This window comes from Larkinella ripae, from assembly GCF_054780775.1.
Genome location: NZ_BAAGVR010000030.1, coordinates 234835 through 260608 on the forward strand (window position 1 = coordinate 234835; position 25774 = coordinate 260608).

At 53.2% G+C, this 25774-nt stretch carries 26 protein-coding genes; 15 read left to right on the forward strand and 11 right to left on the reverse strand.

Features of this window, described 5'->3' with window-relative positions:
- Positions 1-198 precede the first annotated feature (198 nt).
- From ACYVHX_RS27435 to msrA, 3 genes are all read left to right on the forward strand, one after another.
- Entirely contained in the window at positions 199-3417 is a 3219-nt protein-coding gene (locus ACYVHX_RS27435; protein WP_460674910.1) for a SusC/RagA family TonB-linked outer membrane protein, read from the forward strand.
- 34 nt (positions 3418-3451) lie between these two features.
- Positions 3452-5008 (forward strand): RagB/SusD family nutrient uptake outer membrane protein, encoded by a 1557-nt coding sequence (locus ACYVHX_RS27440; protein WP_460674911.1) that lies wholly within the window; start codon positions 3452-3454, stop codon positions 5006-5008.
- Positions 5009-5192: 184 nt separating this feature from the next.
- Positions 5193-5852, forward strand: coding sequence for a peptide-methionine (S)-S-oxide reductase MsrA (gene msrA, locus ACYVHX_RS27445; RefSeq protein WP_460674912.1), 660 nt, complete (start codon positions 5193-5195; stop codon positions 5850-5852).
- Positions 5853-6014: 162 nt separating this feature from the next.
- Here the strand turns inward: msrA and ACYVHX_RS27450 are convergent, their stop codons facing one another.
- Complete coding sequence (locus ACYVHX_RS27450; RefSeq protein WP_460674913.1) at positions 6015-6581, reverse strand: PH domain-containing protein; 567 nt, start codon at positions 6579-6581, stop codon at positions 6015-6017.
- Positions 6582-6787: 206 nt separating this feature from the next.
- Between ACYVHX_RS27450 and ACYVHX_RS27455 the strand changes: the two genes are divergently transcribed.
- From ACYVHX_RS27455 to ACYVHX_RS27485, 7 genes are all read left to right on the forward strand, one after another.
- Positions 6788-7177, forward strand: coding sequence for a VOC family protein (locus ACYVHX_RS27455; RefSeq protein WP_460674914.1), 390 nt, complete (start codon positions 6788-6790; stop codon positions 7175-7177).
- Between the two features lie 81 nt (positions 7178-7258).
- A complete protein-coding gene (locus ACYVHX_RS27460; RefSeq protein ID WP_460674915.1) occupies positions 7259-7723 on the forward strand; it encodes a hypothetical protein in 465 nt (154 codons plus the stop codon).
- Between the two features lie 44 nt (positions 7724-7767).
- Entirely contained in the window at positions 7768-8133 is a 366-nt protein-coding gene (locus tag ACYVHX_RS27465; RefSeq protein WP_460674916.1) for a hypothetical protein, read from the forward strand.
- Between the two features lie 111 nt (positions 8134-8244).
- A complete protein-coding gene (locus tag ACYVHX_RS27470) occupies positions 8245-9885 on the forward strand; it encodes an ArnT family glycosyltransferase (RefSeq protein WP_460674917.1) in 1641 nt (546 codons plus the stop codon).
- A gap of 6 nt (positions 9886-9891) precedes the next feature.
- Positions 9892-10836: a glycosyltransferase family 2 protein gene (locus ACYVHX_RS27475; protein WP_460674918.1), complete on the forward strand. Its 945-nt coding sequence runs from the start codon at positions 9892-9894 to the stop codon at positions 10834-10836.
- 11 nt (positions 10837-10847) lie between these two features.
- Positions 10848-11723, forward strand: a complete 876-nt coding sequence (locus ACYVHX_RS27480) for a lysylphosphatidylglycerol synthase transmembrane domain-containing protein (RefSeq protein WP_460674919.1) — start codon at positions 10848-10850, stop codon at positions 11721-11723.
- On the forward strand, positions 11720-12688 hold the full coding sequence (locus ACYVHX_RS27485; RefSeq protein WP_460674920.1) for an NAD-dependent epimerase/dehydratase family protein: 969 nt from the start codon (positions 11720-11722) through the stop codon (positions 12686-12688). Before ACYVHX_RS27480 ends, ACYVHX_RS27485 begins: the two co-directional genes overlap by 4 nt.
- On the opposite strand, the gene meaB is transcribed toward ACYVHX_RS27485, so the two are convergent.
- From meaB to ACYVHX_RS27520, 7 genes are all read right to left on the reverse strand, one after another.
- Complete coding sequence (meaB, locus tag ACYVHX_RS27490) at positions 12682-13668, reverse strand: methylmalonyl Co-A mutase-associated GTPase MeaB (protein ID WP_460674921.1); 987 nt, start codon at positions 13666-13668, stop codon at positions 12682-12684. The two genes, ACYVHX_RS27485 and meaB, sit on opposite strands and share 7 nt — an antisense overlap.
- Positions 13669-13697: 29 nt before the next feature.
- On the reverse strand, positions 13698-14378 hold the full coding sequence (locus ACYVHX_RS27495; RefSeq protein WP_460674922.1) for a 2-C-methyl-D-erythritol 4-phosphate cytidylyltransferase: 681 nt from the start codon (positions 14376-14378) through the stop codon (positions 13698-13700).
- Between the two features lie 99 nt (positions 14379-14477).
- The gene (gene queA, locus ACYVHX_RS27500) at positions 14478-15521 is read right to left on the reverse strand and encodes a tRNA preQ1(34) S-adenosylmethionine ribosyltransferase-isomerase QueA (protein WP_460674923.1); all 1044 of its coding nucleotides are present in this window, start codon (positions 15519-15521) and stop codon (positions 14478-14480) included.
- A 189-nt stretch (positions 15522-15710) separates the two neighbouring features.
- Positions 15711-16082 (reverse strand): hypothetical protein, encoded by a 372-nt coding sequence (locus ACYVHX_RS27505; protein WP_460674924.1) that lies wholly within the window; start codon positions 16080-16082, stop codon positions 15711-15713.
- Between the two features lie 143 nt (positions 16083-16225).
- A complete protein-coding gene (locus ACYVHX_RS27510; protein WP_460674925.1) occupies positions 16226-16894 on the reverse strand; it encodes a 3-keto-disaccharide hydrolase in 669 nt (222 codons plus the stop codon).
- Between the two features lie 126 nt (positions 16895-17020).
- Positions 17021-17347: a hypothetical protein gene (locus ACYVHX_RS27515; protein ID WP_460674926.1), complete on the reverse strand. Its 327-nt coding sequence runs from the start codon at positions 17345-17347 to the stop codon at positions 17021-17023.
- A gap of 253 nt (positions 17348-17600) precedes the next feature.
- Positions 17601-19100 (reverse strand): acetyl-CoA carboxylase biotin carboxylase subunit, encoded by a 1500-nt coding sequence (locus ACYVHX_RS27520; protein ID WP_460674927.1) that lies wholly within the window; start codon positions 19098-19100, stop codon positions 17601-17603.
- A 172-nt stretch (positions 19101-19272) separates the two neighbouring features.
- On the opposite strand from ACYVHX_RS27520, the gene ACYVHX_RS27525 reads away from it, so the two are divergent.
- Both ACYVHX_RS27525 and ACYVHX_RS27530 read left to right on the forward strand, forming a co-directional pair.
- Positions 19273-20583 carry an aminotransferase class I/II-fold pyridoxal phosphate-dependent enzyme gene (locus ACYVHX_RS27525; protein ID WP_460674928.1) on the forward strand — a complete coding sequence of 437 codons (1311 nt, stop codon included), beginning with the start codon at positions 19273-19275 and terminating at the stop codon, positions 20581-20583.
- Positions 20584-20738: 155 nt separating this feature from the next.
- Complete coding sequence (locus ACYVHX_RS27530) at positions 20739-20918, forward strand: histone H1 (protein WP_460674929.1); 180 nt, start codon at positions 20739-20741, stop codon at positions 20916-20918.
- Positions 20919-20997: 79 nt separating this feature from the next.
- Here ACYVHX_RS27530 and ACYVHX_RS27535 read toward each other — a convergent pair whose 3' ends face one another.
- Both ACYVHX_RS27535 and ACYVHX_RS27540 read right to left on the reverse strand, forming a co-directional pair.
- Positions 20998-21405 carry a MaoC family dehydratase gene (locus ACYVHX_RS27535; RefSeq protein WP_460674930.1) on the reverse strand — a complete coding sequence of 136 codons (408 nt, stop codon included), beginning with the start codon at positions 21403-21405 and terminating at the stop codon, positions 20998-21000.
- A 20-nt stretch (positions 21406-21425) separates the two neighbouring features.
- Positions 21426-21857 (reverse strand): YybH family protein, encoded by a 432-nt coding sequence (locus ACYVHX_RS27540; protein ID WP_460674931.1) that lies wholly within the window; start codon positions 21855-21857, stop codon positions 21426-21428.
- 243 nt (positions 21858-22100) lie between these two features.
- On the opposite strand from ACYVHX_RS27540, the gene ACYVHX_RS27545 reads away from it, so the two are divergent.
- Both ACYVHX_RS27545 and ACYVHX_RS27550 read left to right on the forward strand, forming a co-directional pair.
- Positions 22101-22976 (forward strand): diacylglycerol/lipid kinase family protein, encoded by an 876-nt coding sequence (locus ACYVHX_RS27545; RefSeq protein WP_460674932.1) that lies wholly within the window; start codon positions 22101-22103, stop codon positions 22974-22976.
- A gap of 109 nt (positions 22977-23085) precedes the next feature.
- Positions 23086-23421 (forward strand): translation initiation factor, encoded by a 336-nt coding sequence (locus tag ACYVHX_RS27550; RefSeq protein WP_460674933.1) that lies wholly within the window; start codon positions 23086-23088, stop codon positions 23419-23421.
- Between the two features lie 82 nt (positions 23422-23503).
- Here ACYVHX_RS27550 and ACYVHX_RS27555 read toward each other — a convergent pair whose 3' ends face one another.
- Complete coding sequence (locus tag ACYVHX_RS27555) at positions 23504-25000, reverse strand: peptide MFS transporter (protein ID WP_460674934.1); 1497 nt, start codon at positions 24998-25000, stop codon at positions 23504-23506.
- A gap of 135 nt (positions 25001-25135) precedes the next feature.
- Between ACYVHX_RS27555 and ACYVHX_RS27560 the strand changes: the two genes are divergently transcribed.
- On the forward strand, positions 25136-25774 hold the full coding sequence (locus ACYVHX_RS27560) for a peptidoglycan DD-metalloendopeptidase family protein (protein WP_460674935.1): 639 nt from the start codon (positions 25136-25138) through the stop codon (positions 25772-25774).

The following is a 25774-nucleotide window of genomic DNA, read 5'->3' on the forward strand; positions in this document are numbered from 1 at the left end:
TGCGGATTCTCGTTTGGTAACTGCAATTGATTCAATATGTTCAAAATAATACATCCATTATTAAATTTTTTATTAAATGTAACCGGATGTATGCAATTACAATGCTTCAATTTATTAGTTTTGCAAAATAAAATAGTGCTACTTTCCAATTAACTACCAGTCTATTTTAACCGCCGTGTCCTACGGTAAAGAAAATCTATGATAAAACACCTACTACCGCCAACTCGGCTTGGCAGGATGACGAGTGTGTGTATTCCTCACCTTCTGCTTGCCGTTTTTTGCACCAATTTCGCCCTCGCTGCGAAAAACCCCGACGGGGGAATCTCATCGAAAAGTGTCGTATCAACAAAAACCGTTGACAGAACCCTTAACGGGAAAGTGACCGACGAGTCCAACTCGCCATTACCGGGTGTGAGTATTGTTCTGAAAGGAACGCAACGGGGTACGGTTTCTGACGCCAACGGGCAGTACAAACTGGAGGTTCCTGAATCGGGCGCCGTGCTGGTTTTCTCGTTTGTGGGCTACCTGTCCCAGGAAGTTAGTGTGGGTTCACGCGCTTCCGTTGACATCAGCCTGAAAGCTGACGACAAAGTACTGGAAGAAATCGTAGTAATCGGTTACGGAACCGCCCGCAAGAGCGATTTGACCGGCGCCGTTGGTACGGTGAAAGAAGCCGAACTGAAAGAACGGCCCGCTCCGTCGCTGCAGCAAGCCCTTTCGGGCCGGATGCCGGGCGTGCAGGTGAATACCAACTCGGGTCGCCCCGGTGGCCGGACCACCATCCGCGTGCGCGGATTTAGCTCCATCAACTCCTCGAACAACCCCTTGTATGTGGTCGATGGCGTGATGTTGCCACAAGGTAACCAGAACCAGTTCTCGTCGGCGATTGACTACATCAACCCCAACGACATCGTATCGGTTGAGGTATTGAAAGATGCTTCCTCGACGGCTATTTACGGGGCTCGCGGTGCGAACGGCGTTGTGCTGGTAACGACCCGGAAAGGCAAATCCGGCGAAGGCCAGGTAACCTATAATGTCGATTTCAGCGTTAACACCATCGGACCGAACCGGCCGCGGGTATTGAATACGGCACAGTACATGGCCGTGGAAGACCTGGCCTGGGCCAACATGGCAAAATATGACCCCGTTGGCTGGGCTGCCGGCAAATGGGCGTATCTGAATCCCAAACTGCGCCGGGTTGACCCCCGCGTGTGGAACTCCGACGGAAGTCCGAAATTTGACACGAACTGGCTGGAAGAGTCGACGCAGAACAAACTTTCGCAAAACCACCAACTCGGTTTCAGTGGCGGTAACGACCGCACGCAGTACTCGGTTTCACTGGGCTACCGCGACGATCAGGGTTTGATCAAAACCTCGTACATGAAGCGTTATTCGGGCCGGTTTACCGTGGACGATCAGGTGAAAAAGTGGCTGAAAATTGGCGGAACGCTGAGCTACAACAACCAGTCGGAAAACATCGTGGATCAGGGTGATGCCGTTGCGCGTCAGATCGTGGAAGACTTCCCGTTCCTGCCGGTTAAGTACGAAGACGGTACCTACGCCAACAACCGTGATTTCCCATTTGCGGAAGGAACGATGAGTTCCGTACACCGTCTGATGGGCCGGAAATACGTCCTGAACACGCAGACCACGCTGGGAAGTTTGTATTCCAACATCACCTTCGCACCGGGTCTGGAAATGCGTACCATTCTGGGAACCAACATTCAGACTCAGGAAGTGCTGCAATCAGAAACCCGGACGCTGAACATCGGTGGTCGTGGTAGCGCTTCGACGGTCAACCGGAAAGAATCGTTCTGGTCGCTGGAAAACTACCTGACCTACAACAAGCAGATCAACGAAAAACATTCGATCAACGCGCTGTTAGGGGTTTCGTGGCAGGAAACGAACATCTTCAGCATGAACGGTGGGGTTAGTAACTTTGCAACGGACTACTTTGGTTATAACAACCTGGGCGCGGGTGCTACCAATCCGGGTGTGGGTTCGGGCGCTTCGCGGTTCTCGTTTAACTCGTACTTCGGACGGATCAACTACAGCCTGATGGAGAAATACCTGTTGACGGTAACGGGACGGGCTGACGGTTCTTCAAAATTCGGATCTAGTAACAAGTTCGCGTTCTTCCCCTCAGCGGCTCTGGCCTGGCGGGCGTCGGAAGAGGAGTTCCTGAAAGGCAACTCGATCATCTCCAACCTGAAAGTACGGACCAGCTTTGGTTTGACGGGTAACTCCGAAATTCCGCCGTACACTTCGCTGTCGCTGCTGAGCTCGACCTACGCAACCATCTTTGGCGACGCCCGCGTGGCAGGAACGGGGATCAGCCGTTTGGCCAACCCGGATTTGCGCTGGGAAAAAACCGCCCAGACGGACGTAGGGGTTGAAATCGGTTTGTTGAAAGGCCGCATCAACATTGAAGCGGATTACTACTACCGCAAAACCACCGACATGCTGTTGGATGCGCCGGTTCCGCGTACGAGTGGATACGCCACGATTCGCCGGAACGTTGGTTCAATGTATAACAAAGGCTTCGAGCTTGGTTTGAACACGGTTAACATCGACGCGGGCGGTTTCCAGTGGAACACAACCTTTAACATCTCGTTCAACCGCAATAAAGTACTGACGCTGGCTACTCCTTCGGATATCTTCAACGTCGGTGGTCCGAACTTCACCAACCCGACCAACGTAATCCGCATTGGCGAGCCGGTGGGTGCGTTCTGGGGTCTGACCCGTCTGGGTGTCTGGAGCGAAGCCGAGCGCGAAGAAGCTGCCCGGTACACGAGCTACCGGAACGGTTTGACGATTCTGCCGGGTGATATCAAATACCTGGATGTGAACGGCGACCGGGCCATTACGGATGCTGACCGCAGCATCATTGGCAACGGTAGCCCGAAATCGTGGGGTGCGTTTACGAACAACTTCCGGTACAAAAGCTTCGATCTGACGTTCGAGACGCAATTCTCGTATGGCAATGACGTTATGTTGATGAACCTGCACCCGAGCGAAGACCGTCAGGCACTGGCCAACAGCTACACCTCCGTGCTGAACGCCTGGACACCAACCAACCAGAACACGATGATTGCTGAAATCCGGGATACGCGCGCTGGGTATGTTACCAACGTGGATAGCCACTGGATCAAGGATGGTTCGTTCCTGCGCGGTAAAAACCTGTTGCTGGGTTTCACCTTCCCGTCGAACGTAACCAACCGCCTGAAACTGAATCGTCTGCGCGCTTATGCAACGGTACAGAACTTCTTCCTGCTGGTGGATGATCCAATCGTAGGTGACCCGGAAGTAACGCCGACGAACCAGGGTGATGGCAACAGCGCCTTCTCACAGGGGATGATCTGGCACAACTACCCAAAACCGACTACGTACATGTTTGGTCTGCAGATTGGGTTGTAATTGATTAACAGGATTTTAAAAGACGATTTTGACGATGAAACACATCATAAAGCAAGTAGGTAAGGTAGCGCTGTTAAGCGCTACCCTGCTGGGACCGATTGGTTGTAAGGACTTCCTCGAAGAGCAGGCCCCTTCCAACCTGACGCCCGATAATTTTTACACCATTCCTGACCACGCCGAAGCGGCTATTGCCTCGGTATACGACAACCTGCGGTTCATGGGGGATGGAGCGGGGATCTTCTCCTCCAACTGGCAGTTGCTGGAAGCCCTGACGGGTACGTCGACGACCGAAACCGCCCAGAACTCGGATTTGAACAACCTCTACGGTTTGGTTCACGACGGGAACACGGTACACGTTGTTAACTATTGGAACGGTCTCTACCGGGTGATTGCGCAGGCTAACCAGGTCCTCGACCGGGTTCCGGGTATCACGCCGATGGATGAAGCGCAGAGAAAGAGAATCCTGGGTGAAGCGCAGTTTCTGCGGGCCTGGGCCTACTTCATGACGGTTCAGCTTTGGGGGGATGTTCCACTGATTACCAAGCCGCAAACGGCTACGTCGGAAGACTTCCAGCCCGGCCGGACCAACAAGGAAGAGATTTACAAACTGATCGTTGATGATCTGGTGGCTGCCGAAGCATCGGGCCTGCCCTGGACCGACGTGAGTGGCCGGGTTAACCAGGCTGCCATCAAAACGCTGCTGTCGAAAGTATACCTGACGATGGCCGGTTTTCCGCTGAGCAAAGGCGCTACGCATTACAAGCTGGCGGCTGACAAATCCAACGAAGTAATCACCTACGCCAACGCCAATCCGACGGCTGTGGGCCTGTTTACGTCGTACGAAGATGTGCACAGAGAAAGTACCGAAAACCGCCTGGAGCATTTGTTCATGCTGCAATACAACACGCTGGTGGCCGGTAACCCGATGGATAACATGTATCCGAACTTCAAACCGGTGACGTTTAACGGTCCTTCGGGAACGGGTAGCACGGTGCCAGTGCCGTCGTTCTACAATTCGTACGAGAAAGGCGATTTGCGGGCGAAGGATCAGGGTTATTTCTACTCGACCTATTACACCAACGGAAACGGCGCACCGTTCGCGCTGGGTGCTAACTACATCTTCAAGCACTTCAACCGGACGGCTAACGGGACGGCTGGTGTTGCCGGAACGCGTCAGAACAACCTGAACGTACCGCAGATTCGCTACGCCGAGACCTTGTTGATTTACGCTGAAGCCCAAAACGAACTGGGCGCTCCGACGGCAGCCGCTTACGATGCCCTGAAAAAGATTCGCGATCGGGCGGGTCTGACGACGCCGGCTTTGGGTACCTACACGCAGGCAACGTTCCGGGAAGCCGTTTGGCGGGAACGCTGGCACGAACTGAGCTATGAGCAGATCACCTGGTTTGACATGGTTCGCTTGCGGAAGGTATACAACGACAAAACCAACGGTTTCGACAACTTTGTGGGTCACGTAAATCCCAGCTCGAACCAGCCTTTGCAGGAAAAACATTTGTTGCTGCCGCTGGGCAAGCAGGAAATGCTGAACAACCCCAATCTGACCCCTCAGAATCCGGGTTATCCGAACTAAGCAAACGCAGTTAAGGAAAAACCGCCCCGACAGATTCTTTCCGTCGGGGCGGTTTTATTTTTGGTGAATTCTCGTGGTTGAAGGCCGTAGGATCCGGCGACGTGTTCGCAACTTTCGGCCCCGGAATTTCGTTCTTACAGAAGGGGCTGCATGGTATAAACACCCCATTAACCAGCTTACATCGATGAAAACCGTTTCTGTTTTTACGCTTCTGCTTTGTTTACTGGCCGGGATGGTTCAGGCGCAATTCCCCGATTCCCGGGCCGGTTTTGCCAAACTTCCGGCGCTGAAACCGGGTGAGGCCGTTGCCACGTTTGCGGGCGGTTGTTTCTGGGCGCAGGAAGAAGCCTTCGACCAGCTCCAGGGTGTTCGGGAAGTGGTATCGGGCTATTCCGGGGGCAATTTGAAAAATCCGACCTATGAGCAGGTGGGTACCGACGAAACCGGCCACGCCGAAACGGTGCAGGTCTATTATAATCCGAAAGTAATTAGCTATACCGATCTGCTTGTGGCCTTTTTTGCCGCGCACGATCCGACCACGCTGAACCGGCAGGGACCGGATGTGGGTCGTGATTACCGCTCCGTCGCTTTTTACCGGAATCCGGTCGAGAAGAAAGCCATTGAGGACGCCATTCAGGAGGTGAACGAATCCAAACACTACCCCAACAAAGTGGTCACGGAAGTCGCTCCGTTCTCGGTGTTTTACCCCGCCGAAAACTACCACCAGAATTATTGCAAACTGCATCCGAATCAGCCCTACATCCGGAATGTCTCACTGCCCAAAGTGGATAAACTTCGGAAAGCCATGTCGGGGAAATTGAAGGATAACGGCAAACGTTCCTAACCGCCTTCATAACAGATTGAACGAAAGCCCCGAAAGGGGCTTTTTTAGTTGAACGAAAAGAGCCGATCCGACAGCGTTGCCGCCGAATAAATACCGGGTGGAAACGACGGATGCGTTCGGGAAGAAAACCGGTAGCCATTGACTGAAAGAGCCGGCCTGATTTTAGGACTGGTGCAACTCCTGCTTTGATTTTAACCGTACTTCAATATCCGGTTTTTGGCGGAGCAGGTCAGCAATAAAGCCGGTTTTGTCTTTGGGCGAGATCAGGACGCTATCGAATCGATTGTAGAGGATTTCAATTCGATCGAGCGACAGCGCGGGGGAGCTGATCGGATTATTGGTTTCGCTGATCCGTTTGATGGATTCGATGGAAATATCCTGGTGAACCAAAAAACCGGATTGAATTTTCAGGATATTTCGGTCAATCCGATAGTGGGTGGTCATGAATAGGTGCACGATCAACAGCGAAACAACCAGTATGATACCCGAACCTGCCCAAAGGCCTTTATAAATCATAACACTCCCCAGGCCAACCAGAAGCCCCAACAACGGAACCGCGAGTTCAAGGCCGATTCTGGAGGAATAGCGTTTCATTTTGCGGAATGAAAAGGCAGTAGCGATTTTAGCAGAGGAAATATACGAAAAAAGGCCGATTAAGCCTGCCAGGGAAGAAAAATGGACATGACGCATAAAACGCCCATCGTAGCAATCAACGCTAAAATAGCCCACTCTGCAAATTCTTTCCCGGAAATGTAGTGTTTACCCATTGTAATATTTTCTTATATCGCTATAAAAGTAACACCTGATCATGATATAAGAGGTTGATTGATAAACTATTAACTAAAGTTTAACGCGCATTAAAAGAATATTAATGCGCTTACTTTTTTATCGCGTTCAAATGAAATTGGCGACTGATCCTTCCGTATTTTTAGACCATGCAACAAAACATTGCCCAGATTGCGCTGGTCGTCGATGACTACGACGAAGCCATTGAATTTTATACCCGGACGTTGAGCTTCACTCTCGTCGAAGACACGGTTTTGTCGGAAACCAAGCGGTGGGTGGTGGTCGCACCCCCGGGTTCGACCGGCTGCCGACTGCTGCTGGCTAAGGCCGCCAATGACTTACAGCGAAGCCGGGTGGGCAACCAGACCGGCGGCCGGGTTTTTCTGTTTTTGCACACCGACGATTTCTGGCGGGATTACAAACAGCTGGTTGAAAAGGAAGTCGTGTTTGTGCGTGACCCCAGCCGGGAACCCTACGGAACCGTGGCGGTTTTTGAGGATTTATACGGTAATCTATGGGATTTAATCGGGCCCGCTTAAGCAATTCGCCCCCGGTTTTCATAACCTTTTCCCAACGGCCTTGTTATAGCATTGTGGTCTTTTCAACCAACGACTAACGGTATGGAAAAGGATAAAGAAATTAACGAAGACGATATTGCCGCAATCGATAACCGTCACCGGGCCGACCAGGAAAATTCGGCGAATGCCATGGACAGCCGGGAAATTCAGGATGACGAAACCGGCCGGAATTCCCGTTTTATGGGCAGTACGGACATGGATGGTGCCAATGGAATCCTGCGATTTAATGACCAGGATAGCGTAAATCCGGGCGACGATATTACCGAAGAAGGCCAGGAGAGTATCGTCGGATCCAATTCAAAAAGCAACACCTCAACCGTGGATGTCACCACGCACGGCCCTGATGATTTTGCCTCCGATGACGAGGTTCCGGCTCCAAAAGCGCAGGAAGAAGCCAAAGAGCAAGACCAGAAGAGCCCAAATACGGATGCCGATCAGGCCCAGGAAAAAACCGAGGATGATGTGGCCCACACCGGGACATCAACGGAACACAAACCAGTTTATTAACCCTGGCTGCGGTTTTCGCCGTAGCATTTAACTCAATTAGCGTTATGAGCCTTTCAAGCAATTCTCGAAAAGAAAGTACAGAATCATATGCCGCCCAACGGATGGGCAACACCATGGGCGTAGCCCCGGAACAAAGCCAGCTGGCAAAAACGGAGCAGCCGGGTAATGTATTGCCTTCCGAAACCTACCGGACCGATGATGTGGAGCGGGAGGATGTGCAACCCATTGACGATGAGTCTAATGAAGTTAGCAACGACGCCAGTGGCCGGGACACGAACCTGGTTGAAGTGTCGGACGAATCGCTGGCGCGCGACGACGATGGCGGTTTGACCGGAACCAAGTGGAGTGAAGACCGGGTGCCCGGTGCCGACTGGAACCGGGATACCGAAGAACCGATTCAGCCCTCTTAAGGCAATAATTTGCATTTTTTTAAGCCCACCTCGTGTGGGCTTTTTTGTTGAACGGCTATTATTCCCGGTCATGGACACCGACAGATTGTAAATCCGTCCTACCTTTGCAGGATGGAACGTGCTATTTACCAGCGCCCGGTTTTCTGGCAACTGCTCAGTGTGGCGTTGTTGATTCCGGCTCTTTTTTCATACCTCGGCTACCTGCCGCTGGATACCGGAACGGATGAACCGCGCCGGGCGTTGGTGGCCCTCGAAATGATTCTATCGGGCGATTACCTCACCCCAACCCTGAACGGTGAACTTTATTTTAACAAACCTCCGCTCTATAACTGGCTCATTGCGGCTTCCTTTCACCTGTTTGGAAATTACTCCTCGTTTGCGTTGCGGTTCCCGATGGCGGTTTCGCTGTTGCTCTACGGGCTGACAATTTACGCCCTGGTCCGGCAACAGCTGGGATCGCGGATTGCGTTTGCCGTGGCCCTGATGCTCGTGACCAATACCCGGATTTTGTTGTATGATTCCATGTTGGGCCTGATTGATATTACGTTTTCCTGGCTGACGTACGCGGCTTTTATTTTGGTGTACCATTTCGACCAAAAACGGAAATACGGGGCGTTGTTCCTGAGCACCTACCTGCTGACCGCGGTTGGATTTATGATGAAAGGACTGCCGTCGCTGGTTTTCCAGGGCCTGACGTTGCTGGCCTATTTTCTGTACACCAGACAGGTCCGGCGGTTGTTCAGTCCGGCGCACTTTGCCGGTATCGGCCTTTTTTTGCTGATCGTTGGTAGTTACTACCTGGCTTATTTCGATCGGAATACCATCACGCCGGAAAAAATAGCCTCGGTACTGTTCGATGAAAGCGCCAAGCGAACGGTGGTGCAGTTCGGCATCCGGGAAACGCTGTTGCACCTGCTGACCTTCCCCTTCGAAATGCTTTATCACTACGCGCCCTGGCTGTTTATGGTGATTCTGCTGTTTCGCAAAGGGCTGTGGAAACAAAAACCGGGTAGTGAGGAAAAACCGCTTATTGCCGGACAGCCGTTTATCCTGTTCAACACCCTTATTTTTGCGGTCAACTTTGTCATTTACTGGTCCTCACCGCAAGTCTACGCCCGGTATCTGCTGATGCTGTTGCCGCTGCTGTTTACAATTTTTGCGTACGTCTACTATGAACGAACCGACCCGACCGACTGGCGACGCCGGGGCTGGGAAGGGTTTCTGGGGGTGCTGCTCGTCGTCGTCACGCTGGGCGCCTGGGTGCCGGTTTTTCATCCCGAAACGCAGCAGATTTCGGGTTTATGGTGGAAATGCAGCCTGATGTTTCTGGGGCTGGCGTTCATTACGTATCACTACATCCGGCAGCCCGAACACCGGCTGATTATCCTGATTGCCTTTTTGGCGATGTTTCGAAACGGCTTCAACTGGCTGGTGATTCCGCCCCGGTTGGCCCACCGCCAGGAGTATAAGGATTCATCGGAACGCATCGCGCGGCAGTCGCTCGGTCAGCCGCTTTACGGGTATAAACAGACCATCGGCAGCGACGGACAAACCGACGTAAACAGCTTTCACATTGAAGTAGTGCGCAACGAAATCCTGCGAAAAACCGACCGGAAACTACCCAACGCGCTTTACTTGGCCGACTCCGTCAATTTGTCGGGCGAATCGTACCAAACTCTTTCCGAATTCAATCTGTTTGACAGGCATCCGACCAAACTGGTCCGGTTTTCAACCGGTCCCACCGAAAAATAAAAGTATATGCAACCGTATCTTTCCGTTGTCATCTGCGTCTACAACGAAGCTGGCAATATTTTTCCCATGATCGATCAGGTCGAGCGGGCCCTGATTGGGTATGATTTTGAAATTGTGTACGTCAACGACGGCTCGTCGGACCAGACGCTGGCGGAACTGAAATCCGTACAGAATGAGCGCCTGGTGGTGGTTGATCTGCAAACCAATTACGGGCAGAGTCTGGCGCTGGCGGCCGGGATCGACGTGGCCAAAGGGCAGTACATTATCACAATGGACGGCGACTTGCAAAACGATCCGGCCGACATTCCGATGATGCTGCAATGGGCCGAAGAAGGTGATTTTGACCTGGTGGCCGGCATTCGTGCCAATCGTCAGGATGGCGCTTTACTGCGCAAAGTGCCGAGCCGCATTGCCAACTGGATCATTCGGCAAACCTCGGGCGTCCACCTGAAAGATTACGGCTGCGCCCTGAAAGTGTTCCGGGCCGATCTGGCCAAGAGCCTCGGTTTATACGGTGAGTTGCACCGCTTCATTCCGGTTTTGGCCCGGCTGGAAGGCGCGCGCATGACGCAGGTGGACGTGCGGCATCATCCGCGCCGGATCGGTCAATCGAAATACGGGCTGGGCCGTACGCTCAAAGTGGTCAGCGATTTGATCCTGATGCTGTTCATGAAAAAATACCTCCGAAAACCGATGCACCTCTTCGGCAACTGGGGGTTGATGGCGCTGGCCGTGGGCTTGCTCATTAACGGATACCTGCTCATTCTCAAACTGTTGGGGCACGACATTTGGGGCCGACCGTTGCTCATTCTGGGGACGATCCTGGTTTTGGCGGGGATTCAGCTGATAACGTTCGGGATCATGACCGAATTACAGATGCGGACCTATTACGAATCGCAGGACAAAAAACCGTATAAAATTCGGCGGATTTACCAGACGGTTGCATCCTGAAAAGCGGTTTTATGCCAAAATACCTGAAAAACGCGCTCAAGGTGAGCCTGTCGGCACTGGCCCTCTGGCTGGTTTTTCGCAAGATCGAGCCCGAACGGGTCTGGGCTTTGCTGTCGCGGGCGCACCCTGGCTGGTTGCTGGTGGCAACGGTTTTATTCGTTTCGTCAAAAATCGCATCGGCGGAGCGGTTGCAGGTCCTGTTTGTACAGATCGGGCTGCGGTTGCGTCGGTGGCCGAACCTGAAGCTCTACTGGCTGGGCATGTATTATAACCTGTTTTTGCCGGGTGGCATCGGCGGAGATGGGTACAAAGTGTACCTATTGAACCGATTAACCGGAATACCGGTTAAGCCTTTGGTGGGGGCAACCCTGCTGGATCGGTTGATTGGCCTTTTGCCGCTGGGCTACGCAACGGTGGTTTTCGCCGTGCTGATTCCGGAGGTGTCGGCCGGGCTGGGTTTTCGGCTGGACGGGTGGTGGCTGGCGACGATTCCGCTGGTTCATGTAGTGGCGAAAGCACTGACGAAACGCTTCATGCCGCCGTATCACCCGGTTTTTGAACGCTCGGTCGGCTGGTCCGGCCTGGTTCAGGCGTTCCAGATGCTGGAAATTCTGGCGTTGCTGCGGGCGGTTGACGCCACCGGAAAACCGGAAATTTACGTCTTGATTTTTTTGATTTCGTCGGTTGTGGCGACGATTCCGTTCACCATCGGCGGAGCCGGAGCGCGGGAGTTGACATTTTTGTGGGGTGCGCAGTTTCTGAATTTACCCGCCGATGCCGCCGTGTCAGTTAGCCTGGTGTTTTATAGCATCACGGCTTTGGTTTCACTGGTGGGTGTTGTATTTAGTTTTCGATCATCGTCATTAACGAAAGAATTGAGTATATGACCATATTACTGACAGGTGGCGCCGGTTTCATTGGCTCAAGTTTAGCCAGGCAACTTTTGCAGGAAAACCATCAGGTAATCTGTCTCGATAGTCTGGATGCGTATTATGATCCGGCAATCAAGTGGAAAAATGTGCAGCAGACGCTGAACCACCCGTCGTATCAGTTTCATGAAGGAGATATCCGCGATGTCGAATTGATCCACACCTTGTTTCGGACGTATGCGTTCGATGCGGTTATCCACCTGGCCGCGCGGGCGGGCGTGCGTCCGTCGGTGCAGGACCCGGCTTTATACTACGATGTCAATGTGAATGGCACCCTGACCTTGTTGCAGGCCATGCAGCAATCGGGTGTCAAAAAAATGGTGTTTGCTTCCTCTTCATCGGTTTACGGCGATTCGCCCCGCGTGCCGTTTGACGAGAATGATACCGCCGACCGGCCTTTGTCGCCCTATGCCGCTTCCAAACGATCGGCCGAGTTGTTGTGCCATACGTTTCATCATCTCTACGGTTTTGATATTTTTTGCCTCCGGTTTTTTACGGTTTACGGCCCGCATCAGCGCCCCGAAATGGCGATCAGCCAGTTTACCGACAGCATTCTGAACGGCATCGCGATCAATGTTTTCGGAGACGGCTCAACCGCCCGGGATTATACGTACGTGGACGATATTGTCAAGGGAATCATCAAGTCGCTGGAACAGGTGAAAGGCTACGAAATCCTGAACATCGGCGGCTCCGATCCGATTTCGCTGACCGGTTTGATTCAGGTGATTGAAAAAACCGTGGGTCGAAGCGCCCTGATCAACCGATTGCCGATGCAGGCGGGGGATGTGCAGCAGACGTTTGCCAACATCAGCAAAGCCGCGCAATTGATTGGTTATCAGCCCTCGGTCCGGATTGAAGACGGCATTCGTCAGTTTGTGGACTGGTACCGGAAAAACCAGGATGCCGGCTTGGTCGCCTACTGATTGTCGGGCAAAACCGCCAGAATCTGCCGGGCTGCCTGCAGGGGAAGCAGTTCGCCGTTCCGCACTGCCGTTTCCAGGTTGACTATTTGTTCTTTTCGGCCGGACTCCTGATAAAACCGGCTTTCCAGCTGTTGCCGGATGGTGCTGTGAAACCAGTCGAGGTTTTGCTGCTGGCGGTTTTGATCGCGGTATCCATTCTGAGTAAGTAACGTCTGGTGATCCGTTACGATCGTCCACAAGTCCGCAATTCCCCGGTTCCGGAGTGCCGAACACGTCAAAACCGGCGGAGTCCACCGGCTGGGAGCGGCCGTAAAAAGGTGCAGGGCGTTCTGGTACTCGACCCGGGCGCGTTCGGCAGCGGTTTCATTGTCGCCATCGGCTTTGGTGATGGCAATGGCGTCGGCCAGCTCCATAATGCCTCTTTTCATCCCCTGCAGTTCGTCACCGGCTCCGGCCAGCATCAGGAGCAGAAAGAAATCGACCATGCCGTACACCAGCGTTTCGGATTGACCAACCCCGACGGTTTCGATTAGAATAACGTCAAAGCCAGCCGCTTCGCATAGCAACAGGGTCTCCCGGGTTTTGTTGGCCACGCCACCCAACGACCCACCCGAGGGCGTAGGCCGGATGTAGGCCAGTGGGTCCATCGACAGGGTTTCCATGCGGGTTTTGTCGCCCAGAATACTGCCGTGCGACCGCTGACTGGTGGGGTCAATCGCCAAAACCGCCACTTTTTTACCGGACGAGGTCAGGTGTTTCCCAAATGCTTCGATAAACGAGCTTTTTCCGACGCCCGGCACGCCCGTTATCCCGATCCGAACGGAACGACCCGTTTGCGGTAACACCTGCTCCAGAATCTGCAACGCCAGTTCCTGATCACTTTCCAACTGGCTCTCCGCCAGCGTGATGGCCCGGCTGAGCACCAACCGGTCGCCCGAGCGAATACCGGTAATGTAATAATCGGGCGGAAAGCGGGGCATGAATCGTCGGGGCTGCTTGAGCTGGCAAGTTAGAAGGACGGACGTAATTTCTGCTCGGAAATCGCTAAATCTTCCGGCGTGGTAATTTTAAGGTTGTCGTAGGAGCCGTCGATGAGCGTAATCGGAAAACCGGCGTACTCGACCACACTGGCGCAATCGGTGAAAAAGGCTTGTTCTTCCGTTTGAAAGGCATTTCTGAACAGGGGCAACTGAAACGTCTGCGGAGTTTGCACGAGCCGGTATTGGGACCGGTCAACGGCCTGGCTGCTGCCGTCCGGATGAACCAGCCGGGCCGAATCTTTCAGGGCAACGCAGGTGACGGCGCTGCCGGTTCGGTGGGCGGTTTCGAAGCTGTTTTGGATGATGGTGGTGGAGACAAACGGACGAACGCCATCGTGGACGGCTACTAACCCGTCGTCGGCCAGGATCTGCGCCAGCCCGTTCCGCACCGATTGAAAACGGCTGGCGCCACCCGGCACTACCGTGCTGACTTCGTGGAACTGGTGCTGCCGGCAAAGGGTATCCCAAACCGGAATCTGGACTACCGGCAAGACCACAATAATTTGCAAATCAGGGGCGTAGGAGCGAAACCGCCGAATGGTGTGCATCAGAATGGGTAAACCGCCAATCGGAAGAAACTGCTTCGGTAAATCCATTCCCATCCGGCTGCCACTCCCTCCGGCGACAATAATGGCGTAACGGTTTTTCATTCTGGAGAATAAACAGAAAAGACAAGTGATCAAAGACGCGCTGAAAACCGCCTTTTATCACTTGTCTAAACGGTCCGCCGTCGCGGTTCTTGGGTCTGCTTAAAGAATCAACATCGCGTCGCCGTAACTGAAGAATTTGTATTTCTCCTGGATGGCAACGTCGTAGGCATGTTTGACTAAATCGTACCCGCCGAATGCGCTGGTCATCATGATCAGGATCGATTCGGGCAGGTGGAAATTGGTCAGCAGTGCGTTGGCAATTTTAAAGTCGTACGGCGGAAAAATAAACCGGTCGGTCCAGCCATCGACCGGTTTGAGCCGACCGTTGGCCGACACCGACGATTCAATGGCCTTCAGCGAGGTCGTGCCGACGGCGCAAACCCGCTTATTATTATCCAGTGCCTGGTTGACAATATTGGCCGCCGGTTCCGTAATGGAATAGTTCTCCGAGTCGGTTTTGTGTTTGGTCAGGTCTTCCACATCCACCGTGCGGAACGTACCCAGGCCAACGTGGAGCGTAATCGGCGCAAAATGAAGCCCTTTGATTTCCATGCGCTTCATGATCGTCTTGGTGAAGTGCATCCCGGCCGTCGGAGCGGCCACGGCGCCAACGTGCTGGGCAAAAATCGTCTGGTAACGGTCGCGGTCCGAATCCTCTGTTTTGCGTTTAATTTCGCGCGGCAGGGGAGTTTCGCCCAACTCGTCGATGGCTTTCATGAATTCTTCGTGCGAGCCTTCAAACAAAAACCGGATGGTTCGGCCCCGCGACGTTGTGTTGTCGATTACTTCCGCAACCAAGTCGCTATCCCCGAAATACAGCTTATTGCCCACCCGAATTTTCCGGGCCGGATCAACCAGAACGTCCCACAGGCGCATTTCGCGGTTGAGCTCCCGCAACAGGAAAACTTCAATTTTAGCGCCGGTTTTCTCTTTATTGCCATAAAGCCGTGCTGGAAATACCTTGGTGTTGTTGATCACCATCACGTCCCCATCGTCAAAATAGGACAGGATGTCGGAGAATTGTTTGTGTTCGATGGTTTTTGTTTTCCGATCAACAACCATCAGCCGCGCTTCCCCACGCTCAGGCGGATACAAGGCAACCAGACTTTGGGGTAAGTCAAACCTAAATTCGGACAGCTTCATACGGTCAAAAAAAGAGCTTCTCTGTAAAAAGAGCGCAAAATTAGCAAAAAACAGGTAACAGTTGACAGTGAGCCGATTGGATTCTTTCGCTATTTCGCTGAAAAATAGCCGAAAGAAAACCGCAGCCACGGACAAATATACAGTGCGCGGGGGGGCGATTGCAAGTATATCGTATAAACGGCCTGTTGTTTACTGTTGATTTGCATCCATTCCGATGGCATGAATGGGCTGTACGGAACCTTCCGTGTTGGTTTCGGGCCGCTCGGCAATCGAAAATTTTTGCATTAATTCGGGCGTCACCTCATTGGCGTAGGTGCCCTGGGGAGATACAAAAACGCCTTTCATGCCGTTGGTGGTCGAAATGGCGTACAGCGTCATTTCATCGCCGGGGTCGGATGTGCCCTCAAACCGGTGGAATTCATCGACGTTGATTTCTTCACTTTTTAATTTGAGTCCGGAGCCGGATTCTTCCAGGTAATCCCGTTTGGGTCTAAAATCGTGGGTGTAACCGCGTTCACGCAGGCTTTCCATCGCTTCCGTCAGGGTTTCAAAATGGTTCATGGTGTTTCGAGTTTAATGAATACCTAAGAAACCCGCAACCGGGCAAGATGTTTTGAAAAGAGGAGGAAGGGAGAAAAGGGGAAGGGGGAAAGGAGCCTATTGGGCTCCCCGTTCTCGTATCCGTCTTCCTTTCCTCCTTTCTTTTAATCCGGCAACACTTTCACCATGATGTCTTTGAAGTAGACTTTACTTTTGGGGTCGTGGGCCTGGAGGGCAAAGGTGCCGCTGCCGATTTTACGTTCCGCCATGTCTTTGGGGCGGTCTACAGCCTCGGGTTCGGTGTATTCGTTGACAACTTTGTCGTTGATTTTGATGGTTACTTTTTTGCCCTGCACCATGATTTCTTCCGTATACCATTCATTGTCTTTGACATACGTTTCTTTCACGTCCTGAATGGCGTATAGGCTGGCGGTCCGGCGCCAGTCGGTGTGCGAGTTGTTGACCTGTACTTCAAACCCTTTTTTCGGCCAGCTTTCTTCCTGGTACTGGGTATGAAAATACATGCCGGAATTGGAGCCGGGCAGGGTCATTACTTTGGCTTTGAACTGGAAGTTTTTGAAGTTGTGGTCCTTCACGGAACCCACGTAGAAAAGGTGTCCCACGGGGCCGTTAACGGCAATGGCGCCGTCCTCGATTTTAAAGGATTCGGCGTTTTTGCCAACTTTCCAGCCATCGAACGATTTGCCGTCGAAGAGACTGATCCAGCCTTTTTCCGCTTTCGCCGATGTCGCTTTTGTGGATGATGTCGTCGCCGATTTTGAGCAGGCACCTAGGGTGAGGGCCGCACAGACCATGATTAAAAGGTTTTTCATAGGGTTTTTTATAGAAAAAGGAGATTGTTTTCTGCGCTAAGTTACACAACCGTCTTAATTACTCTATTTTTCAGCCGCCGATTGTCGTTGTTTTTTTAAGGTCGTGTCGGGCTGCGATGGCGTAGTTCACTGCTTTGCCAACTGGATGAGAAGGCTCTGGAGCCCAAAAAACAAGACCAGTAATCCCAGAATGAGGGCCACTGTTTTTATGCCTGTTTTTGAAACCGGCTCTTCGATTGGCGCCGATTGCCCTAGAATGGCAAAAATAACTTTCAGCGTTGACCGGTTGAGACACAACACCAGAACCACCAGACAGGTAGCTGCAACGGTTAACGCCCCAACTTCAATTTGAAAGCTAACATCGATCACTACGATGTTCAACAGAATAGGAATCAGAATGGCGGCCCCCAGCAATTTTGTTTTCTCCCACGCCAGTAGCCACGCTCCGACCACCTGGGCAAGGCCAATAAACCAGATGTAGAAGGGTGAGTAACCGAAAAGGCCCAGGCCAGATCGAAACCACTCACTTCGGCTAACGGACGCTGGGCTACTTAGCCGGAAAATGTCCGGTTGGGTAAAATTGTCCGCCAAAAATTTTGGCCCAGTCGTAAAGACTCAGAAAAACGTAATACCGGGCCGCGTGTTCCAGGTAAAAAGGCCAGTTTTTACCTATGATTGAAACAACATTCCACTCCGATTGTCCAGTTTAGCCCAGGCGCCGTTCTTTCCACCGGCTTTTTCGCTGTTCGGCTAAAACCGCCCCGGTTTCCGGTTTCGGTTGACTGTTCTGAAACAGCCAGGCCGCCAGCACCCCCGCCAGTTGAGCTTCTTCCGGACTCGCGGCCGAGGCTAGTTGATCGGGCGTAAAATAATGATTGACAAAGTGGGTGTCGAACTTTCCGGAGCGAAAGGCATCGTGCTGCATCACAAACCGGCAGAAGGGCAGGGTGGTCTGAACGCCCGTGATCCGGTATTCGTCGATGGCCCGAATCATTTTTTCGATGGCTTCCGCGCGGGTGGCGCCCGTCGTTACCAGCTTGGCGATCATCGGATCGTAGTAGATCGGAATGGTCATGCCCTGTTCAAAACCATCGTCCACCCGAATGCCGTTGCCCTGGGGCCGCACGTAGGTTTCCAGCGTGCCGACGTCGGGCAGGAAGTTGTTGGCCGGATCTTCAGCATACACCCGGATTTCGATGGCGTGGCCGTTGATTTCCAGCTCTTCCTGCCGGATTGCCAGCGGTTTTCCTTCGGCAATGTAAATCATCTGCTTCACCAGATCGATGCCTGTGATTTGCTCGGTCACCGGATGCTCGACCTGGAGCCGGGTGTTCATTTCCAGAAAATAAAAATTGAGCTGATCGTCCACGATGAACTCGACGGTTCCGGCGCCGTAGTAACCGCAGGCCCGGGCCACTTCCACCGCACACCGTCCTATTTCGGCCCGAATTTCCGGCGTCAGAACCGAGGATGGCGCTTCTTCCACCACTTTCTGGTGCCGGCGCTGCACGGAACATTCGCGCTCGAAGAGGTGAATGATGTGGCCGTGCTGGTCGCCCAGGACCTGAATTTCGACGTGCCGGGGCGAGGTAACGTACTTTTCGATAAAAACCGATCCGTCGCCGAAAGCCGAGGTGGCCTCGCTGACGGCGCGTTCCATCCCTTCGTCAAAATCCGCTTCCTGCTCGACTATCCGCATGCCTTTGCCACCACCGCCCGCGCTGGCCTTGATCAGAATCGGGTAGCCGATCTGGGCTGCGGTTTTTTTGGCCGCTTCGCGGTCCGTAATGGCTTCGGGCGTTCCCGGCACCATCGGAATGTGGTAGGCCGCTACGGCGGCTTTGGCGGCCAGTTTACTCCCCATCACGTCGATGGACTCCGGCGATGGCCCGACGAAAATCAGCCCGGCGTTCCGGACGGCCCGGGCAAAACCGGCATTTTCCGACAAAAAACCGTAGCCCGGATGGATGGCATCGACGGCCAGTTGTTTGCAAACATCGATGATGACGTCGGCGCGCAGATACGATTCCGAGGAAGGTGCAGGACCCACGCAAACCGCTTCATCGGCATACCGGACGTGGAGGGCCTGGCGGTCAGCTTCGCTGTAGATGGCAACCGTTTGGATGCCCATTTCGCGGGCGGTGCGCATGATCCGCAGGGCGATTTCGCCCCGATTGGCAACCAGGAGTTTTCGGATGGAAGTCATGACCAAAAGTCGAAAGACCGGCGTCGAAAGTCAATAGGTACGTGAGAATCGGCGGTAAATTTACCGGGCGGTACGCAACCTTCTTTTACGGTTTGCCATTGAACCAATTTCATTTACTTTTGTATTAATATAGTTAACAAACTCATTATAAACCGGTATAAAGCAAAGTAAAGTGGATTTATTTGAGAAATTACGCACCAACCTCGGGCCCATCGGGTCGTCATCGCGGGAGCTGAACGCACACCATTATTTTGCATTTCCGAAGCTGGAAGGCGAATTAGGGCCGCATATGATGTTCCGGGGGAAAAAGATGCTGAACTGGAGCCTGAATAATTATTTGGGGCTGGCCAATCATCCGGAAGTCCGGAAAGTTGATGCGGAAGCGGCTGCCGAATGGGGGCTGGCGTATCCGATGGGAGCGCGGATGATGTCGGGTAATTCCGATCTGCACGAAGAACTGGAACAGCAACTGGCGACCTTTGTCGGCAAGGAAGATGCGTTCCTGCTGAATTACGGCTACCAGGGGGTGATGTCGGCCATTGAAGCCGTGGTGGATCACCGCGATGTCATTGTCTACGATGCCGAGTGCCACGCGTGTTTGATTGACGGAATCCGGTTGCACAAGGCCAAGCTGGGGGAGTATTATAAATTCAACCACAACGACGTCGATAGTCTAGAGAAAAATTTACAGAGAGCTACCAAAAAAGCCGCCGAAAAAGGGGGCGGTATTCTGGTCGTTACCGAAGGCGTGTTTGGCATGTCGGGCAAAGTCGGTTGCCTGAAAGAGATCGTCGCCCTGAAAGAAAAATACGAATTTAAACTGCTGGTCGACGACGCACACGGTTTTGGAACGATGGGAGCCACGGGCGCCGGCGTCGGCGAACTACAGGGTTGCCAGGACGGGATTGATTTGTACTTCTCGACCTTCGCCAAGTCGATGGCCGCCATTGGCGCCTTCATCGCCGGTTCGCACGACATCATTATGTATCTGAAGTACAACATGCGTTCACAAACGTACGCGAAAGCCTTGCCAATGCCGTACGTGATCGGGGGGATGAAGCGGCTCGAACTGATCAAAAAACATCCCGAGCTGCGCGAGAAATTGTGGCAGAACGTCCGGGCCATGCAGGACGGGTTGCGCGCCCGGGGCCTGAACATTGGCGAAACAACCTCGCCCGTGACGCCGGTTTTGTTGCAGAGTGAAGGCGGTATTCCGGAAGCGACGGCGCTGGTTCGTGACTTGCGCGAAAACAAGGGTATTTTCTGCTCCATCGTCGTGTATCCGGTGGTGCCGAAAGGCGTCATCATGCTGCGGATTATTCCGACAGCCGCTCACTCGCTCGACGATGTTGAGAACACCCTTGAAGCCTTCACCGAAGTGTCTGATAAACTCAGCCAAGGCTATTACCGGGAAAATGCCCTGACCAATGTGGAAGAACCGGCCCTAGTGCCCTCAGAAGCCGCAAAAACGGTCGCTGAATAACCGTTTAGTAAGGAATTGGGGTTTATTTGGACTTTTCCAACGTTTTTTTTTGCCGAATTCTTGCGCGGAATCATAGATTGCGTATATTTCGTCAAAAACGCGGTTTTTGAGCGTTTTAGGGCATTTTTCACAATTTAAACCCCATACGAACTGTTATGGCACGCTTTGATGAAATAAAAAATCTGGTTCTTTCTCTGGAAGGTGATTTTGAAAAATTTTACGACAAAGGCAATCAGGCAGCCGGTACGCGCGTACGGAAAGGCATGCAGGATCTGAAGACGCTGGCTCAGAACATCCGCTCTGAAGTTCAGGGTCAGAAAAATTCCAAAGAGTAGACACCAGGTCGCTTTAAATCAGGAAGCCCGGCGATTTCGCCGGGCTTCCTGTTGTTAGGAGGGATTGCCTTGCTGGCGCCTATCCTTTTTTATACATCAGCGTGGCAACTCCGCGGGTGGTCAGTTTACCGGTTTGCCCGTCTTTAATTTCGGTGGAAACTTCGGCGGTATGCTTCTCCGGATTCATGGAAATGACGGTAAAAACCGCTTCGTACTCCGAGTCCACAAACATAGGTCGAAGAAATTCCAGGGTTTGTTTTAAATACACCGATCCGTGTCCGGGAAACGCGGTGCCAAGCACTTTGGTGAACACACTGGCGCCCAGCATTCCGTGAATAATCGGACGCTTGAACGGGGTCTGGCGGGCAAATTCCGGATCGAGGTGCAAGGGATTGTCGTCGCCGGTGACCCGGGCGAAGGCTTCTACATCGGCTTGCGAAAACCGGAACAGGTGCCGGTGGACGGCATTTAAGTCAAAAGCGGTCATACGAAAAAGAAGAAACAGAGCTAGCTGGAGTGGTCGCTAACGATCAGCCACTTGCCCTTTATTTTTCGCCAAAGTAAGGTAAAATGTCCTTCTGCATCACCAACCTTGAGCCGGGTCAGGTGAAATTTCCCGATGACATAGGCAACATCCTTCGCCTGAAACTCCAGTTTCAGAATCGTGAATTTCAGGGTTCCCATCGATTCCCGGTCGGGATACCGGCGTTTGTAGTTGCTCAGCGTGGCGTTGTACCCGTAGGTGACGCCCACTTTTCCCACAAAGGTAAGAGAGTCGGAAGGCCAGTATCCGTTCATGAAGGCTTCGGTATTCCCGGCGTTCCAGTCGGTGGTCTGGCGATCCAGAATACCCAGAATGGCTTTCCGGTCGGCGGGCGTCTGGGCCCGAATCGCGGGAATCGTCAACAAAAAAAGGAGCAGGCTGTACAGGTTTTTCATTTTATCGCGAACTTTGAAGAAGCAAGTCGGAAGTGGCCCAGTCAATCAGAGGGACGAAATCCCGGTTTGGTAAAGCGCTCCGCCGGTAATGAGGGGCGTGATCAGGATGGATCTTTCCCCAATACTAATGAATAAATTCCGCAAATTTTACGAAGAATATAAACCGTACATCTTTTCCGATGGCTGGTATTATGTTTTCATCATTGTGTTCATTCTCTTTCTCTTCATTTTCTTCTCCTGATTGTGGCCCCAACGACCTTGCTGGCAATTGTCAATCCGTTGTCGGGGACGGCTTCGGTCGCGCGTAAACAACAATGGATCGATTTTCTGCTGAAAAAAGCTGCTGAAAGCGGTTTTACCCCCGAAGCGCATTTTACCCAATACGCCGGGCACGCGACAGAACTGGCGGCCGAAGCCGTTCGGCGGGGCATCCGGCGGGTGATTGTGATTGGGGGCGATGGCACGATGAACGAAACCGCCCGGGTGTTGCTGCACACGGCAACGGCGCTGGGAATCGTGCCGGTGGGTTCGGGAAACGGCCTGGCGCGGCACCTGAAACTTCCGCTGGACCCCCGGAAAGCCATCGAACGCGCCATCAATGGCCGACCGGTGATCATCGACAGCGGCCGGATCAACGAACACGCTTTTTTTGGCACGACCGGTATTGGATTTGATGCCCATGTCGCCCAGGCTTTTGCCCGGCAACCGGTTCGGGGCCTGCAAACGTACATTCGAACCACCTACCGGGCTTTCTGGAATTACCAGCCGGCCACGTACCAAATCGATCAGCAGCGTCTTACGCTGTTTTCAGTAACGATCGCCAACGCGGGGCAGTTTGGCAACAACGCCTGGATCGCTCCGAAAGCCAACGTCGCCGACGGCTTGCTGGATGTGTGCCTGTTGAAACCGTTCTCCCGGGCTGCCGCCGGCATGCTGGCCTGGCAGCTTTTTAACAAAACGCTCGATCAATCGGATTATCTGACGGTGCAGCCTTCCCGCTCGGTGACGGTACAAGGCGAAGAGCCGTTGCTGATTCACGTCGATGGCGAACCGCTGCAACTATCAACGGATACGGCAAGGGTGCAGGTGGTGCCTTCGAGTTTATTGGTGGTTCGGTAAAACCGGCAGCGAATTTGTGCGAAAATGTTGACGGAACCAGACGGATGATTCACGCGTCGCTGCGTAATTTTGTCGATACAGCAATTCGCCTTTTTAAGGCCAACCAACGATGAGGAAGAAAAACCGCACGGGCGTTGTTTATTCGACCAATCCCGACTTCAACTACCAGGATGCCAGCGAACCGGAAGCCGAAACACGCCCGGCCCAGCAACAGAACCTGAAAATCTGGCTCGATCGCAAAGGGGGCGGCAAACTTGTTACGGCCATTCGCGATTTCATCGGCACGGACGCCGACCTGACCGAATTGGCCAAACAGCTAAAAACCGCCTGTGGCTCCGGTGGCTCCGCCAAAGATGGGGAGATCCTGATTCAGGGCGACCACCGCGACAAAGCCCTGGCCTGGCTGACCAGCAAAGGCTACAAGGTTAAGAAAGCAGGCGGGTGATTCTGGAATGATGAATTATAAATGATGAACGATGAAGTGGCGAACGCATTCTTTCATCGCTCATCATCCATCGTTCATCATTTTATTTCACCCCTCCCAGCCAGTTTTTCAGTGGTTTGTAGAACAGCAGCAGGAGGGCTGCGAAACCGAAGCTGAAGTAAACGACGCTCATGAAGAGATCGGGCATTTGCTGGACGTTCTCTTCATCAAAACCGCCCGCGAACAGACCGGCAATCAGGTTGCCGAGCGAGGTGCCCACAAACCAGATACCCATTAACTGACTAACGTAGCGTTTGGGAGCCAGTTTGGTAAACGAGCTGAGTCCCACCGGACTGAGGCAGAGTTCGCCCAGGGTATGGAACAAATATGTGAACGTCAGAAAGATGGGGGAAGTGAGCTGGCCCGTCAAGGCGATCTTGGAAGCGACGACCATCACCAGATAGCCCAGTCCCAGCAGAAACAAGGCCACCGCAAACTTCAGGTGCGGGGGCGGATTCTGGTTCCGGTTTCCCAAGTAAATCCAGAGAGCGGCCAGAATGGGGGAGAAAATCAGGATGAAAGCCGGATTGAAATTCTGAAACCAGCTGGAAGGCATTTCCCAGCCCAAAAAGTTCAGGTCGGTGTAGCGGTCGGAGAAAATCTGGAGCGACGAACCCTGTTGTTCAAAACCCGCCCAGAACACGGCCGACGCCAGGAAAAAAACAAACAGGACGCCCACCCGCTTCTTCTCGACGAGCGTTAAACCGCCCGCCAGCAGGATAAACAGAAAGTAACCAACGGCGGTAACCGCAATGATCACACCCGCCCCTTTGGCTAAACCCTGCGCCGTGGTCAGGTCCAGAATCCCCGTTATCTGCAAAATAGCCAGCAGAACCACCAGCCCAATCAGGAAATACAAACCCCGGCTCTGACCGGTTTTCTCCGCGGCCACCTGGGCTTTCACCGGAACATTTCCGTAGTCGCTCAGGTACTTCTGGCCGAAGATTCGGAACACGATCAGACCCAGCAACATGCCGACGGCAGCAGCGCCAAAACCGTAGTGCCAGCCCACTTTCTGCCCCAGGTACCCAACGATGGTGATGCCCAGAAAAGAGCCCATGTTGATGCCCATGTAAAAGATGGAAAAAGCCGCGTCGCGCCGGGCACCGCCTTCGGGATACAGTTCACCCACAATGGAACTGATGTTGGGTTTGAGCAAGCCCGTGCCGAGCGCAACCGTTGCCAGGCCCGTAAAGAACAAGCCACTTCCGGCCGGTATTGCCAGCAGAATGTGCCCCAACATGATCACGATTCCGCCGTACCAGATTGATTTTCGCTGGCCCAGCACATTGTCGGCAATCCAGCCGCCGGGCAGCGAGAGCAGGTAGGCCGAAGCCGTATACAAACCGTAAATGGCCGCCCCCTCGGATTCGCTGAGCCCCATTCCACCCCGGATGTTGTCGATCAGGAAGAGCAGCAGGATGGCCCGCATGCCGTAGTAGCTAAACCGCTCCCACATTTCGGTGAAAAACAAAACATATAAGCCCGGCGGGTGCTTGACCGGCGTCGTAGGAGTTGGGGATGAAGCGGTTGCCTGCATTCGATCGGTTGGGTTGATGAGTGATCCGTTTGGTTAAACGCTGAATTTGCTGCAAAAAGCACATTAAATATAAGCTTTGCGCCGGAATCTCCCAAAAGTTGATCGGTTATCCGTGGATCTGACCACCTTTGTGCTATGATTCTACCGTTTAATTTTCGCACCGATCCGTACCTGACGCTGGATTTTACGAAAAACAACCCCGATTTAGCGGGCATCGATTTAACGGATACCGGCGAGTTTACAGCGTATGTTTTTGGCAATCTTCATCGGAGCGGGGCCGTGGTGGGCGTGGGTGGTTACAACGAGGAGCGTGTCATCTACCGGCGCAGTCCGCATTTCAACCAGACGGAAGAACCGCGCTGCATTCATCTGGGCGTCGATCTGTGGGCCGAAGCCGGAACGCCGATTTTTGCTCCGCTCGACGGGAAAATCCACAGTTTTCAGGACAACAATCATTTTGGCGACTACGGCCCGACGATCCTGATTGAGCATACCCACGAGCTAAAACCGCTTTTCAGCTTGTATGGCCACCTCAGCCGGTCCTCGCTCAGCGGGTTACGCCGGGGAATGCCCGTAAAAACCGGTCAGCAAATCGGGGAAATCGGGCCGTATCCGGAAAATGGCGATTGGCCTCCGCACCTGCACTTCCAACTGATGACCGATCTGCTGGGTCATACAGGAGACTTTCCGGGCGTTTGCTCGCTGCGGGAACGGGAGCGGTACCTCGCCATCTGCCCCGATCCAAACCAGTTGTTGCAAATTCCGGGTCTGTGA